Here is a 13,662-nt window from a genome sequence, read left to right as displayed (position 1 = left end):
ACTTGGCCCTGCACGGGCATAGCAATGCTGGAGGTCATGGTTAGGTAAGCCCTTGATATTCATGGGTTTACCACCAGTACTTCCCAAACATTTCCGGGTTGGCCCAGAACCTGGCGTTGAGCCAGTCCGGGACCTGCTTGTAGTCATGTAGATCATAGGTGAACAGGCTCAAAACCTGTTGGTCACGGCAGAATTTCTCGCTGGCTGACAGGGCCAGGGCGAAAAAGTCGGTGTCCTGCCAGCCGCAGGCGGCCAGGTCGGCCAGTACGGCAACCCGGCTGGCATTGAGGTTGCGAATGCCGCCGAGCAGCTCCAGGCCGGTGCGTTTGGGCAGGTGTTCCAGGCAGTCCACCAGTACCGCCAGGTCAAAGCGCTGGGCGGCCAGTTCGGCCGGCAGCGGGCCCGGGGCTGCGGTGGCGATAGTCACCTGCGGGTGCGCCTGGGCGAAGGCGTCCAGCGCCGGAAAGCGCGTGCCCACCAGCAGCAGGCGTTGTGGGGTGAAGCGCTCCAGCAGGGCTGCCAAAGCCTGCTGTGGGGTGCGTTGGGAAAAACCGTCGGTCATTGCCAATCCTCGTTCAAGTCGTCCAAGACTAGCGGGCCGCAGCGTGCGGGCAAAGAGGCATGTGCCTACGTCGTGGCTTATTGCTGGCAGGGATGGAATGGGCGGTCTTTACTCCCAGAGATCGGCCTTATGCCGATTCCCCCTAGGAGAAGCAATGAAATGAGCATAGTACGCACAGCGTTACCCCTGGTACTGCTCACCAGTGTGTTGACTGGTTGTGCAGGTTTGCAAAAAACCGACTGGCCGAAGTGTGCCGCCGTCGGGGGTGTAGGCGGCGCCGCTCTGGGCGCCATCGAGAGTTCCAGCTGGGCTGGCTGGGGCGCGTTGCTGGGCGGTGGCCTGGCGGCGGGCTATTGCTGGGCCCATGGCGATGGCGACGAGGATGGCGACGGCGTGCCGGACAGCCGTGACAAGTGCCCAGGCACCCCGCGTGGCGTGCAGGTCGATGCCAACGGATGCCCGCCAGAGCCGGCAGCGGTGGTCGAGGAAGTGGTGGTGCAGAAGGAAGAAGTCATCGTCATCCGCGATGTGCACTTCGAGTTCGATTCTGCGCGTCTGACCTCCAGCGACAAAGAGCGCCTCAATACCATTGCCACGCGCCTGAAGCAGGAAGCGCCATCTGCCCGGCTGAGCGTCAGCGGCCATACCGACAGTGTCGGCTCCGACAGCTACAACCAGAAACTGTCTGAGCGTCGCGCCCACTCGGTGACCGATTACCTGGTCGAGAGCGGTGTACCGCGCAGCAGCTTCGTTTCGGTGGTCGGTGCCGGTGAAACCCAACCGGTAGCTGACAATGCCACGGCCGAAGGGCGTGCCATGAACCGTCGTACCGAGATCAAGATCCAGCGGTGAAGCGGCGTGCGCCCGTGCCTTGAGCAGTGGCACGGGCGCGTCTTCATGCCGGTCAGCCGTTCGTGGCCAATGACACAGGAGCATTCAGCATGAGTGTGACGTCGAAGGCGGCATTGCCGCTGTTGGTGGCTGCCAGCCTGCTTGCGGGCTGCGCCACGCACAGCGATGGCAGCGCGCCACTCAACCAAAGGACCTGGCCCATCTGCAGCCTGCTGGGCGGCTTGGTCGGTGGTGGCCTGGGTGCCATCGAAAGTTCTACCTGGGCCGCCGGTGGCGGTGCCCTGGGCGCCATCGCCGGAGGGCTGATTTGCTATGCCCAGGACGGTGACGAAGACGGCGACGGTATTTTCGATCGCCGCGACCATTGCCCTGATACCCCGGCCAATACGGCGGTCGACCACATGGGCTGCCCGTTGAAGGAGTACCCTGCCGCGCCGCCGGCCACTGCGGCCGAACCCTCGCCCGAGGTGATCATCCTCGATGACAACGGCGCGGTGATGTTCGCCTTCGATTCCGCCGACCTGACGCCGGCGGCCCAGCAGCGCCTGCAAGGCCTGGTGGCGAAACTCGATTCACCAACCGTGGCCAAGGTCCGTGTGATCGGGCACACCGACAATGTGGGCTCCGACAGTTACAACCAGGCGCTCTCCGAACGCCGCGCCAGCAGCGTGGCCGAATACCTGATTGGCCAGGGCCTGGAGGCGGGCAAGGTCACCAGCCAGGGCCGTGGCGAAAGCGAGCCGGTCACCGACAACGAAACCGAGGAGGGCCGCGCGCGCAACCGACGGGTGGAGCTGCACCTCAACTGAGTGGTGCTGGCGCCTGCCTTGGCATTGCAGTTAATGTGGCGCGCACGGCCCGCTCGATCGGGGCGTCTCGACATAACAACAATCGATAGGGGCGGGGTATGAAGTTCATCCTGGGCCTGGGCAAGGTCCTGACGGTCGCTTTCTGGGGTGTGGTGTTGTTCAATCAGCTGATGCCACAACCCTTGCCCTTCAATCTGCTGATCAATGCCGCTGGTATTTTCCTGTTCGGCCTGCACCTGCTCGAAGTGCTGTTCTTCAATGGCAGCCTGCGTGGGCGCAGCCACCGCTGGTTCGACCGGTTGCAGATCCTGCTGACGGGTATCTTCCATGTCATGTCCATTCCCCGTGCGCAGGAGGCGCCGCGTAATGCGTAATCTGATGTTGCTGGCCATGTTGGCCGCTCCCCTTGCCCAGGCCGAAAGCCTGGAAGTCGCTGCCAATTCCATGTTGCGCCTGCCCGATAAGTCAGCCAGTGTGCACCTCACGCACCTGCGCGTCGCTGATGCGGCGACCCTGCTGTTGCCTGCCTCGCTCGCGGAACTGAAGGTCGACCAACTTGAACTGGGGCGTGATGCGCGTATCGCCATTGCACCTTCCGATAACCCGTTGCTGATAGAAGCGCGCAGCGCGCGGTTGGGCGAAGGCAGTGAATTCAGTGCACCGGGGGCAGCGGGCAGTTACCAGCGTGCAGCCCGTTCAGGCCGTAGCCTGGACCTGAAACTGGCTGAGCTGGATGCCGAGCGAGTAGCGATCGATGCCCGTGGCGGTGCTGGTGCGCCGGGCTATGTGGGCCTGGATGGTGCCAACGGCCAGGCCGGTGGCTGCACCTGGGGCCAGGCCAGCCGGGGTGCCAATGGTGATGATGGTGGCAACGGGCATGATGGTGCGCCGGGTGGGCGTATTCGCCTGAGCGTGCCGCAGGGCTTCCCGCAAGAGCGCATTGTCGTGCGACTGGATGGCGGTGCACCGGGTAAGCCAGGGGCGGCAGGCAAGGCGGGTAAAGGTGGGGCGAGCAAAGGGTGCCTGGTGTACAGCACCGATGCTGGGGCCAATGGGCGACCGGGCCAGCCGGGCCAGCCCGGCCTGGCGGGCGCTGCGGGTGAGCTGATTCTGCAGCCCCTTTGAGCCTCGCTGTCCCCTGTAGAAGTGGCCTTGTGTCGTGATGGGCCGCTCCTGCAGGGACCGCGTGAAACCTGTCAGATCATCAGGCGCGAACTGGCCACAGCCACCACGGCCAGGCCCAGCAGCAAGTTGATACCCACCATCCGCCGAATCCGCCCAGCACCGCCGCACCCGTTGGCCAATCTTCGGCCAGCACCGCCGCCTTCAGTTCCGGCAGCAGCAACGCCTGAATGCGCATGAACAGGGCAAACATGGCGATCCCGCCACCGATCATCACCTGCACGTACTTAGGCGTGGTCTCGAAACCGCTGAAGCGCATGTGCAACATGCCGATACCACTTATCGCCAAGATTGCCACCGCCAGCCAGACCCAGCCGAAGAAACGTCGGAAAACTTCCACCCACAAGCGCAGGCGGGCAGGCCCTTCAAGGGCTGCAACCGTTGCCGGGCGTAGCACCAGCCAAGCGAAGAACATGCCGCCGACCCATACCAGGGCGGCTAGAACATGCAGTGTGTAGGGCAGGGCAAAGGCGAGCATCCGGATCTCCATGCGGCACAAAGGGCAATAGCGGGGTATGATAGCCGCCCCGTGTGAAACACTGAAAATATATCCAGCCCTCCGGGCGCCTGCAGACCATGATCAGCAACGAACTCAAAGCCACCATTCAGGGCGCCTATTCGCGTTTTCTCGAAGCCAAGAGCCTCAAGCCGCGCTACGGCCAGCGTCTGATGATCGCCGAAGTGGCCAAGGTGCTTGGCGACATTGCCTGCGACGATGAAGGCCGGCGTGCCGGTGAGCCTGCCGTGGTGGCCGTGGAAGCGGGCACCGGTACCGGCAAGACCGTGGCCTACAGCCTGGCCGCCATTCCGGCCGCCAAGGCCGCCGGCAAGCGCCTGGTGATAGCCACTGCCACCGTGGCCCTGCAGGAGCAGATCGTCTTCAAGGACCTGCCCGACCTGATGCGCAATAGCGGGCTCAACTTCAGCTTTGCCCTGGCCAAGGGCCGTGGCCGCTACCTGTGCCTGTCCAAGCTAGACATCCTGCTGCAGGAAGGCCATGCCCAGTCGGCCACCGCCCAGTTGTTCGAAGAAGAAGGCTTCCGTATCGAAGTCGACGAACGCAGCCAGAAGCTATTCAACAGCATGATCGAGAAGCTCGCCGGCAACCGCTGGGACGGTGACCGTGACAGTTGGCCCGAGGCCCTGGAAGACCAGGACTGGGCACGCCTGACCACCGACCACAGCCAGTGCACGGGCCGTCATTGCCCGAACTTCCAGCAGTGCGTGTTCTACAAGGCCCGCGAAGGCATGGGCAAGGTCGACGTGATCGTCACCAACCACGACATGGTCCTGGCCGACCTGGCCCTGGGCGGCGGTGCGGTATTGCCCGACCCGCGCGATACCATGTACGTGTTCGACGAAGGCCACCACCTGCCAGACAAGGCCATCGGCCACTTCGCCCATTATTCGCGGCTGCGTTCCACGGGCGACTGGCTTGAGCAGACGGCCAAGAACCTGACCAAGCTTCTGGCCCAGCACCCGCTGCCCGGTGACCTGGGCAAATACATCGAGCAGGTGCCGGAGCTGGCGCGGGAAGTGCGCACCCAACAACAGTTCATGTTCACGCTGTGCGAACAGGTGGCCGACTTCCGCCCCAGCGAGGACACCGAAGGCCGTGAGCGCCCGCGCTACCGTTTTGAGGGTGGGGTGGTGCCAGAACAGATTCGCGAGGTGGGCATCGAGTTGAAGAAGGGCTTCGCCCGCCTCAACGACCTGTTCACCCGCCTGGCCGACCTGCTCAAGGAAGGGATGGACGGTGAGGTGAGCATCGGCATTGCCAGCCACCAGGCCGAAGAATGGTATCCGCTGTTCGGCAGCCTGGTCACCCGTGCCCAGGGCAACTGGGAACTGTGGACGGCCTTTACCGCCGAAGACCCGGAAGACAGCCCGCCCATGGCCCGTTGGCTGACGTTGGCCGAAAGCGGTGCGATGTTCGACATCGAAGTCAACGCCAGCCCCATTCTTGCTGCCGAAATGCTCCGCCGCAGCCTGTGGAGCGTTGCCCATGGCGCCTTGGTAACGTCGGCGACGTTGACCGCGCTCGGCAAATTCGATCGCTTCCGCATGCGCTCGGGCTTGCCGCGCGATGCCGTCACCTGTGTGGTCCCCAGCCCGTTCGTGCATGGCGATGCCGGCCTGTTGCGGGTCCCGGACTTGCAGGCCGACCCACGCGATGCGGCGGCGCACACGGCGGCGATCATCCGCGAACTGCCGAACATCGTCGAAGATGCCCGTGGCGCGCTGGTGCTGTTCTCGTCACGCAAGCAGATGCAGGATGTGTTCGACGGCCTGGACCGCGACTGGCGTAAGCTGGTGCTGATCCAGGGCAACCTGTCCAAGCAGGAAACCCTGAACAAGCACAAGGCACGGGTCGACGATGGCCAGCACAGCGTGTTGTTCGGCCTGGCCAGCTTTGCCGAAGGTGTCGACCTGCCGGGTGCGTACTGCGAGCACGTGGTCATCGCCAAAATTCCCTTCTCCGTGCCCGACGACCCGGTGGAGGCTGCCTTGTCGGAGTGGATCGAGGCCCGCGGCGGCAACCCGTTCATGGAAATTGCCGTGCCGGACGCGTCGCTCAAGTTGATCCAGGCCTGTGGCCGCCTGCTGCGTACCGAGCAGGATCGCGGCGTCATCACCTTGCTCGATCGGCGTCTGGTCACCCAGCGTTACGGCAAGGCTATTCTCAATGCGCTGCCGCCGTTCCGGCGGGAGATTTCCTGAGCACCGGAGCACTTGCTCCGGCGCGTTGTCCATTACTCAGTCTTGGGCCATGACGGCCCTGAAGGAGAGCCCCAGCCTTATGGTCCGCCGTACCCTGCCCGCCGTTTTCGCCCTGTTGTTCAGCTCGCCCTTGCTGGCCGGGCAGCAGACGCTGTTCAGCTTCGTGCGCCCGGCCTCGGTGGTCAATGTGGTGACCGAGGATGCCGGCATGCCGCAGTACAACGCGGAGCAGACGGCCGAGGGCGAAGTGTTGCGGCGTGTGGTGTTCAACCCGGCCCAGCGGCCGACTTTGCGCCTGAGCCCGCAAGGCGGGGCGTGGGACTGGTCCGCCGGGCAGTTCCTGACCTTACGCCTGCAAAGTGCCATGGATTGGGCGCTGACCGTGGATGTCACGGTGCAAGGCAGCGATGGCCGCACCTTGACCAGCCGTATCGACCTGCCGGCCGGCCCCGCGCAAACCGTGATGGTGCCGCTGACAGCCAGTTCACCGTTGAACCAGGGCATGCGTGCCGGCCCGCCGATGCCCTGGAACTATGGCGGGCAGCGCCTGCTGCTGACCAGCAGCGCCGGGGCAGTCGACCTCAAGCAGGTGGCCTCGGTGAGCCTGAGCATTCCCAACCCCAAGGTCGCGCAAAACCTGCTGATCGAGCGAGTCGGCATTCAGGATGACGACCAGGCTTACAAGGCTGCCTACCATGAGCTGATCGATACCTATGGCCAGTCCACGCGCGGTAACTGGCCTGAGAAGGTTACCAATGACGAACAGCTCAAGGCAGCCGATACCCGTGAACAGCAACAGCTCAAGGGCTGGCTGACAGAGCGCGGCAAACAGCAGCTGGACCCTTACGGCGGCCTGTTGGCCGGGCCGGCGTTCGCCGCCAAAGGCTTCTTCCGCACCGAAAAGCGTGATGGCCGTTGGTACCTGGTAACGCCGGAAGGGCACCCCTTCTATTCCCTGGGGGTAAACGCCGTGGCGGCAGACGGCGGGCGTACCTATGTCGCTGGGCGTGAAGGCATGTTCAAGGCCCTGCCCGCTGAGGGCAATGCACTGGCCGCTTTCTATGGCGAGGGCAATAACGACGATGGCAATGCCTCGTCGCAAGGGCGCAATTTCAAACAGGGGCGCTGGTTCGACTTCTATGCTGCCAACCTTCAACGTACCTATGGCAAACCCTGCCCGCCCGCAGTGGAGGGCCAGCCCGCCAACTGCCCACCGCTGGCGCTGGATGCGGCCCGCTGGCAGACGCACGCGCTCGACCGCCTGCAGGCCTGGGGTTTCAACACCATCGGCAACTGGAGCGAGCCTGCCCTTGGTCAGGCCAGGCGCCTGCCATACACCGTGCCGCTGTCGATCGTGGGCGACTACGCCAGCATCAGTACCGGCATGGACTGGTGGGGCAGCATGCCCGATCCGTTTGACCCGCGTTTCGCCATGGCCACCGAGCGTGCAGTGGCCATTGCCGCCCGCGATCACCGTGACGACCCCTGGCTGATCGGTTACTTCGCCGATAACGAGTTGGCCTGGGCTGCTCCCGGAAGCGACCCCAAAGCCCGTTACGGCCTGGCCTACGGCACCTTGCGCTTGACCACCGACGTGCCGGCCAAGCGCGCATTCCTCAAGCAGTTGCGTGACAAGTATCGCAACCAGGAAGGGCTGTCCAAGGCCTGGGGCATCGAGCTGGCCGCCTGGGAACTGATGGAAGATCCAGGCTTCGAGGCGCCGTTGCCCAACCCGGAGCACCCGGAAATCGAACGTGATTACCAGCATTTCCAACAGGTATTTGCCGAGACCTACTTCAAGACCATTGCCGATTCGTTGAAGTGGCATGCGCCCAATCACCTGCTGTTGGGTGGCCGCTATGCCATCAGCACGCCAGAAGCGGTCAAAGCCTGTGCAGAGTTCTGCGATGTGCTCAGCTTCAATTTCTATACCCTCAAGCCTCAGGACGGTTACGACTTCGCTCGCCTGGCCGAGTTGGACAAGCCGGTGCTGGTGTCCGAGTTCCAGTTCGGCTCGCGCGATCGCGGGCCGTTCTGGCCGGGGCCGCTGGAGTTGGCGCGGGAAGAGGATCGCGGCCCGGCCTACGGCAACTTCCTCAAGGCCGCCCTGGCGCAACCGATGATCGTTGGCGCCCACTGGTTCCAGTACCTCGATCAGCCGGCCAGCGGTCGCCTGCTTGACGGCGAGAACGGTCACCTTGGACTGGTGGCCATCACCGATGTGCCGTACCCAGGGTTTGTTGACGCCGTGCGCAAAAGCAACCTGCAGGCCATGGGCCAATTGCGAGCGCTGCTGGAGAAACCGGCGCCCTGAGCGCCAGTTACCGTTCTTCGCGACCATTTGGCCCAAGCCAGTTTGCAAAACACCCAACTACTGAAACAATGCACACCTTTTTTGGACATGGTCGTACGGAGTACAGCGGGTGCAGATCCAGGGTCACTATGAGCTGAAGTTCGAAGCCGTGCGCGAAGCCTTTGCCGCGTTGTTCGATGATCCCCAGGAGCGTGGTGCCGCACTGTGCATCCAGGTGGGGGGCGAAACCGTTATTGACCTGTGGGCCGGCAGTGCCGACAAGACGGCCAGCAGGCTTGGCACAGCGATACCATCGCCAACCTGTTCTCCTGCACCAAGACGTTCACCGCCGTCACCGCCCTGCAACTGGTCGGCGAGGGTAAGCTGGCCCTCGATGCCCCGGTGACCAACTACTGGCCCGAGTTCGCCCAGGCCGGTAAGCAGTCGGTCACTTTGCGCCAACTGCTCAGCCACCGTGCCGGCTTGCCGGCGATTCGCGAGCTGCTGCCGGCCGAGGCATTGTACGACTGGCAGACCATGGTCGATGCCCTGGCGGCCGAGACACCTTGGTGGACACCCGGCACCGAACACGGCTATGCCGCCATCACCTACGGCTGGCTGATCGGCGAGCTGATTCGCCGCGCCGATGGCCGTGGCCCTGGCGACTCGATCGTGGCCCGCACCGCCCGCCCGTTGGGGTTGGATTTCCACGTTGGCCTGGCAGACGAAGAGTTCCACCGCGTGGCGCATATCGCCCGTGGCAAAGGCAACCCGGGGGATGCCGCAGCGCAGCGCTTGCTACAGGTAACCATGCGTGAGCCAGAGGCGTTGTCGACCCGTGCATTCACCAACCCGCCGGCGATCCTGACCAGTACCAACAAGCCTGAATGGCGTCGTATGCAACAGCCAGCGGCCAATGGCCATGGCAACGCACGCAGCCTGGCGGGCTTCTATGCCGGGCTTCTTGACGGCAGCCTGCTCGAATCTGAACTGCTCGATGAACTGACCCGTGAACACAGCCTGGGTCAGGACCGTACCTTGCTCACCCAAACCCGCTTTGGCCTGGGCTGCATGCTCGACCAGCCCGAGGTGGCCAACGCCACCTTTGGCCTCGGCGCCCGCGCCTTCGGCCACCCCGGTGCCGGTGGTTCGGTCGGTTTTGCCGACCCGGAGCACGATGTGGCCTTCGGTTTCGTGGTCAATACCCTCGGCCCTTATGTGCTGATGGACCCACGCGCGCAAAAGTTGGTACGCGTCCTTGCCAGTTGCCTTTGATCGGGTAATGCGGGTATTGCCCACCCCCTTTGACTATCCTCAATGCCAACGCCTGAAGTGCCTAGGCAAAATATCTTTCTATTTCATGGTGTATCGCTGATGTCTTCACATAAAACCTTAGCACTCGCCCTGTGCCTGACCGCCGTTACCGGCTGCGCCAGCCACTCCCCGGACGGCTCCAAGGAAGGTGGCTCCAACTGGTGGCCTTTCGGTTCGGACAAGGTCGCCGAGCAGGAAGTGAAGGCAGCCGTCACTGAAAACGTGGCCAAGGCTGACGCCAAATCGGAGAGCGCCAGCCGTTGGTGGTGGCCGTTTGGTGGCGATGACAAGCAGGCCAAGGGCCCCGTGGTGCCGAAAATTGACCAGAAGGCCACCCAGGCCTGGCTGGACGAATACGAGCCTAAGCTGCGCGAAGCGATCAAGGACAGCAAGCTGGAGCTTGAGCGCCGCGACAATGTGCTGGCGGTAACCTTGCCGGTTGACAGCTCGTACAACCCTGACCGCCCGAACATGCTGTTGCCCATGACCCTCGGCCCGATCACCCGCGTGGCCAAGACCGTCGAAGGTGACCCCAAGACTGCCGTGCTGGTACTGGGCCATGCCGACAGCAGCGGTGCTGCCGCTGCCAACCAGAAACTCAGCCTGGAGCGCGCCGCTTCGGTATCGGCCATCTTCCGCCTCAGCGGCCTGCAGCGTGACCGCCTGACCCTCAAGGGCATGGGCTCGGTGATGCCGCGTGCGGCCAATGACAGCGCCGAGGGCCGCTCCCTGAACCGCCGCGTGGAAATGCTGCTGACCCCACAAAACACCATGGTCGCACTGTTGGCCAAGTATCAGCAGGCTGCACCGGCACCTGCGCCGACCTCGATGGTGGCGGTACAGGATGCCAAGGCACCTGCTGCCAAGGCCACCGACAACAAGCCGGCTGCCAAGCCTGCGGCGAAGAAGCCCGTGGCCAAGGCCAAAGCACCTGTGAAGGCAACAGCCAAGAAGAAAGCGGCGCCGGCCAAGCCTGTTGCCAAGAAAGCTACCGCCGATAAAAAAGTAGCTGCCAATAGCCCTGCGAAGACCAACTGATCGTCAAGGAACGCAGCAATGACCCAATCCCTGGCCGATATGCGCCGCGACTACACCCGTGATGGCCTGGCTGAAGCCCAGGCGCCGGGGGAGCCGTTCGTCCTGTTCCACCAGTGGTTCGCCGATGCGGTGAAAACCGAGCAGGCGCCGGTGGAAGCCAACGCCATGACCCTGGCCACCGTGGACGGCGAAGGCCGCCCGCATTGCCGTGTATTGTTGCTGAAGGGGCTCGACGAGCAGGGCTTCACTTTCTTCACCAATTACGAAAGCGCCAAGGGCCAGCAATTGCAGGCCAACCCTTTTGCAGCCATGACCTTCTTCTGGCCGGCGCTGGAGCGCCAGGTGCGCATCGAAGGGCGGGTGGAGAAGGTCTCGGCGCAGGAGTCGGATGCCTACTATCAGGTGCGCCCGCTGGGCAGCCGCCTGGGGGCCTGGGCCTCGCCGCAGAGCCGGGTGATTGCCGGGCGTGAAGAGCTCGAGGGCCTGGTCAAGGCTACCGAAGCGCGCTTTTCCGACACCCAGCCGCACTGCCCTGAGCATTGGGGGGGCTACCGTTTGTTGCCTGAGCGCATCGAGTTCTGGCAGGGGCGGGCGAGCCGCTTGCATGACCGGTTGAATTACCGGTTCGTGAATGGGCAATGGCAGCGGGAGCGGCTGGCGCCCTGAGGTCCCGGGGCTGCTGCGACACAAGGCCGCTCCCACAGAGGCGATCGCGCTGTACCTGTGGAAGCGGCCTTGTGTCGCGATAGGGCCGCAAAGCGGCCACGACGATCGATCAGGCTACCCCGGATACTCCGCCGCTTCCCGCTCCAACCACCCTGCCAGTTGCTTGCGTCCCACCTTCTCCTGTCGCGCCTGTTTCAACCTTTCCAGCATGAACGCGCGCTTATCAGGATCGGCACCCGCCAGCGACAACGCCAGGTCGCGGTCCATCCAGCGGCGCATGCGCACATACAGCCACCCGTGGAAATACAGCCCCGCAACGGTGGCGACCACGACGATGAAGTAATCCATGGCTATCCTTGGTCTCACTTGAAAGGCCTTCGACACAGCCCGGCAGGCTGTACCCCGGCTGAATGAAAACAATTTTATTACGTTTGTACCGTGACAGCCGTCAATGTGCAGCGTCTAATGAGCACCTGACTTATGGAGACTTTACCCATGCGTAAATCCGCTTTGCTGGTGGCGACCTTTACCACCATGTCGCTGCTGCTGGGAGGCTGTGCCTCGAGCCTGACCGGTGACAGCTACTCCCGTGACGAGGCCCGCCGCGTGCAAACCGTGCGTATGGGCACCATCGAGTCCCTGCGCCCAGTCAAGATCGAGGGTACCAAGACCCCGATCGGCGGTGGTGCTGGTGCCATCGTGGGTGGCGTTGCCGGCAGCGCCGTTGGCGGTGGCCGTGGCAGCATCGTCGCTGCGGTGATCGGTGCTGTTGCCGGTGGCCTGGCAGGCTCCGCTGCCGAAGAAGGCCTGACTCGTACCCAAGGTGTCGAAATTACCGTACGTGAAGACGACGGCAGCATGCGCGCCTATGTGCAGGCCGTGCAGGAGAACGAAATCTTCCGCGTGGGTGACCGCGTGCGCATCATGACCGTTGACGGTACCAGCCGCGTTTCGCACTGACCGTAGCGCAGTAAAACAAAACCCCGACCTGGCTGCTGCCAGTCGGGGTTTTTTCATGCCTCAGCCAAATCAACCAACACGGGGCTTGCGGCTGGCCATGGCAGTGACGGCGTAGCCGATCACTGCGGCGAAGAACGAGCCGGTAAGAATCCCCATGCGGTCCATACCGGCGTATTCGCTACTGCCTGGGGAGAAGGCGAGCGAGCCAACGAACAGGCTCATGGTGAAGCCAATGCCGCAGAGTATCGCCACCCCCAGTATTCGCCCCCAGCCAGCACCAGCAGGTAGCGCGGCGAGGCGCAGCTTCACCGCCAGCCATGTCAGGCCGAAAACACCTACGGTTTTGCCCAGCAACAGGCCGACGGCGATGCCCATCGGCACGGGGTGGGTGAAGCTTTCTACGGTCATGCCAGCTAGCGAGACGCCGGCGTTGGCGAAGGCGAACAGTGGCAGGATGGCATAGGCCACCCAAGGGTGCAGGGCATGTTCCAGGGCCAGCAGCGGTGACGTTTCGGCGTTGCGCGTGCGCAGTGGGATGCACAAGGCCAGGGCGACACCGGCCAGGGTGGCATGCACGCCACTCTTGAGCACGCATACCCAGAGGATCAGGCCAATGACCATGTATGGCCCAAGCTTGACCACGCCAAGCCGGTTCATCGCTATCAGCACCACCAGGCAGGCCGCCGCCAGCAGCAGCGATACGCTCGACAGGGTACCGGAGTAGAACAGGGCGATGACAATGATCGCACCCAGGTCGTCGATTATCGCCAGGGTCATCAGGAACAGCTTCAGTGACACCGGCACGCGCTTGCCCAGCAGCGCCAGCACGCCGAGGGCAAAGGCGATGTCGGTGGCAGTTGGGATCGCCCAGCCGGCCACGGCCGCCGGGTTGTCACGGTTGATGAACCAGTAGATCAGTGCCGGCACCACCATGCCGCCAACGGCAGCAGTGGCAGGCAGGATGACCTGGGATGGCTTGGACAGGTGGCCGTCGACCACCTCGCGCTTGACCTCCAGGCCGATCAGCAGGAAGAACAGGGCCATCAGGCCATCGTTGATCCATAGCAGCAATGGCTTGGCGATGTTTAGCGCGCCGATCTGGACGGCGACGGGCACGTCGAGCAGCCCGCTGTACAGGTAGGACAGTGGCGAGTTGTTGATGATCAGGGCCAGAACGGCGGCGGCGATCAGCAGCAGGCCGCTGGCGGCTTCAAGCTGGAAAAAACGGGTGAACAGGCTACGCACGGGCTATAGGCTCTCCATGA

The 13,662-nt window shown here is 63.6% G+C and carries 12 protein-coding genes and 2 pseudogenes; 10 read left to right on the top strand and 4 right to left on the bottom strand.

Features of this window, described 5'->3' with window-relative positions; translation table 11 throughout:
* Nucleotides 1-67: 67 nt before the first annotated feature.
* The gene (locus AB5975_03885; GenBank protein ID XDR21063.1) at nt 68-562 is read right to left on the bottom strand and encodes a DUF6231 family protein; all 495 of its coding nucleotides are present in this window, start codon (nt 560-562) and stop codon (nt 68-70) included.
* A gap of 159 nt (nt 563-721) precedes the next feature.
* On the opposite strand from AB5975_03885, the gene AB5975_03880 reads away from it, so the two are divergent.
* The 4 genes from AB5975_03880 (at nt 722) to AB5975_03865 (ending at nt 3,348) form a co-directional block, all read left to right on the top strand.
* Nucleotides 722-1,414: an OmpA family protein gene (locus AB5975_03880; protein XDR21062.1), complete on the top strand. Its 693-nt coding sequence runs from the start codon at nt 722-724 to the stop codon at nt 1,412-1,414.
* 89 nt (nt 1,415-1,503) lie between these two features.
* Entirely contained in the window at nt 1,504-2,223 is a 720-nt protein-coding gene (locus AB5975_03875) for an OmpA family protein (protein ID XDR21061.1), read from the top strand.
* Nucleotides 2,224-2,321: 98 nt separating this feature from the next.
* A complete protein-coding gene (locus AB5975_03870) occupies nt 2,322-2,597 on the top strand; it encodes a DUF1145 domain-containing protein (protein ID XDR21060.1) in 276 nt (91 codons plus the stop codon).
* Nucleotides 2,590-3,348: a collagen-like protein gene (locus AB5975_03865; GenBank protein ID XDR21059.1), complete on the top strand. Its 759-nt coding sequence runs from the start codon at nt 2,590-2,592 to the stop codon at nt 3,346-3,348. The genes AB5975_03870 and AB5975_03865 overlap by 8 nt, the downstream gene beginning before the upstream one ends.
* 71 nt (nt 3,349-3,419) lie before the next feature.
* On the opposite strand, the pseudogene AB5975_03860 reads toward AB5975_03865, so the two are convergent.
* Nucleotides 3,420-3,883, bottom strand: a pseudogene (locus AB5975_03860) (CopD family protein).
* Nucleotides 3,884-3,981: 98 nt separating this feature from the next.
* On the opposite strand from AB5975_03860, the gene dinG reads away from it, so the two are divergent.
* The 5 genes and pseudogenes from dinG (at nt 3,982) to pdxH (ending at nt 11,437) form a co-directional block, all read left to right on the top strand.
* Nucleotides 3,982-6,126: an ATP-dependent DNA helicase DinG gene (gene dinG, locus AB5975_03855; GenBank protein ID XDR21058.1), complete on the top strand. Its 2,145-nt coding sequence runs from the start codon at nt 3,982-3,984 to the stop codon at nt 6,124-6,126.
* Between the two features lie 79 nt (nt 6,127-6,205).
* On the top strand, nt 6,206-8,440 hold the full coding sequence (locus AB5975_03850) for a beta-galactosidase (GenBank protein ID XDR21057.1): 2,235 nt from the start codon (nt 6,206-6,208) through the stop codon (nt 8,438-8,440).
* Between the two features lie 109 nt (nt 8,441-8,549).
* A pseudogene (locus tag AB5975_03845) lies at nt 8,550-9,694 on the top strand (serine hydrolase domain-containing protein).
* A 99-nt stretch (nt 9,695-9,793) separates the two neighbouring features.
* Nucleotides 9,794-10,771 (top strand): OmpA family protein, encoded by a 978-nt coding sequence (locus AB5975_03840; protein ID XDR21056.1) that lies wholly within the window; start codon nt 9,794-9,796, stop codon nt 10,769-10,771.
* An 18-nt stretch (nt 10,772-10,789) separates the two neighbouring features.
* Nucleotides 10,790-11,437, top strand: coding sequence for a pyridoxamine 5'-phosphate oxidase (gene pdxH, locus AB5975_03835; protein XDR21055.1), 648 nt, complete (start codon nt 10,790-10,792; stop codon nt 11,435-11,437).
* A 114-nt stretch (nt 11,438-11,551) separates the two neighbouring features.
* Here pdxH and AB5975_03830 read toward each other — a convergent pair whose 3' ends face one another.
* On the bottom strand, nt 11,552-11,785 hold the full coding sequence (locus AB5975_03830) for a hypothetical protein (GenBank protein ID XDR21054.1): 234 nt from the start codon (nt 11,783-11,785) through the stop codon (nt 11,552-11,554).
* 147 nt (nt 11,786-11,932) lie between these two features.
* Between AB5975_03830 and AB5975_03825 the strand changes: the two genes are divergently transcribed.
* Nucleotides 11,933-12,397 carry a glycine zipper 2TM domain-containing protein gene (locus AB5975_03825; GenBank protein ID XDR21053.1) on the top strand — a complete coding sequence of 155 codons (465 nt, stop codon included), beginning with the start codon at nt 11,933-11,935 and terminating at the stop codon, nt 12,395-12,397.
* A 69-nt stretch (nt 12,398-12,466) separates the two neighbouring features.
* Here AB5975_03825 and nhaA read toward each other — a convergent pair whose 3' ends face one another.
* Nucleotides 12,467-13,642: a Na+/H+ antiporter NhaA gene (gene nhaA / locus AB5975_03820; GenBank protein ID XDR21052.1), complete on the bottom strand. Its 1,176-nt coding sequence runs from the start codon at nt 13,640-13,642 to the stop codon at nt 12,467-12,469.
* Nucleotides 13,643-13,662 lie beyond the last annotated feature (20 nt).

The sequence above is a fragment of the Pseudomonas putida genome, from assembly GCA_041071465.1.
Lineage (GTDB): Bacteria > Pseudomonadota > Gammaproteobacteria > Pseudomonadales > Pseudomonadaceae > Aquipseudomonas > Aquipseudomonas putida_P.
The sequence above is the reverse complement of the archived record's forward strand: the minus strand, read 5'-3'. Positions and strand labels throughout refer to the sequence as shown.

Excerpts from the sequence above, each read along its gene's own strand:
- AB5975_03830 (XDR21054.1), bottom strand. The coding sequence starts at position 11,785 with ATGGATTACTTCATCGTCGTGGTCGCCACCGTTGCGGGGCTGTATTTC.
- dinG (XDR21058.1), top strand. The coding sequence starts at position 3,982 with ATGATCAGCAACGAACTCAAAGCCACCATTCAGGGCGCCTATTCGCGT.
- pdxH (XDR21055.1), top strand. The coding sequence starts at position 10,790 with ATGACCCAATCCCTGGCCGATATGCGCCGCGACTACACCCGTGATGGC.
- AB5975_03840 (XDR21056.1), top strand. The coding sequence starts at position 9,794 with ATGTCTTCACATAAAACCTTAGCACTCGCCCTGTGCCTGACCGCCGTT.
- AB5975_03870 (XDR21060.1), top strand. The coding sequence starts at position 2,322 with ATGAAGTTCATCCTGGGCCTGGGCAAGGTCCTGACGGTCGCTTTCTGG.
- AB5975_03885 (XDR21063.1), bottom strand. The coding sequence starts at position 562 with ATGACCGACGGTTTTTCCCAACGCACCCCACAGCAGGCTTTGGCAGCC.
- AB5975_03825 (XDR21053.1), top strand. The coding sequence starts at position 11,933 with ATGCGTAAATCCGCTTTGCTGGTGGCGACCTTTACCACCATGTCGCTG.
- AB5975_03850 (XDR21057.1), top strand. The coding sequence starts at position 6,206 with ATGGTCCGCCGTACCCTGCCCGCCGTTTTCGCCCTGTTGTTCAGCTCG.
- AB5975_03875 (XDR21061.1), top strand. The coding sequence starts at position 1,504 with ATGAGTGTGACGTCGAAGGCGGCATTGCCGCTGTTGGTGGCTGCCAGC.
- AB5975_03865 (XDR21059.1), top strand. The coding sequence starts at position 2,590 with ATGCGTAATCTGATGTTGCTGGCCATGTTGGCCGCTCCCCTTGCCCAG.
- AB5975_03880 (XDR21062.1), top strand. The coding sequence starts at position 722 with ATGAGCATAGTACGCACAGCGTTACCCCTGGTACTGCTCACCAGTGTG.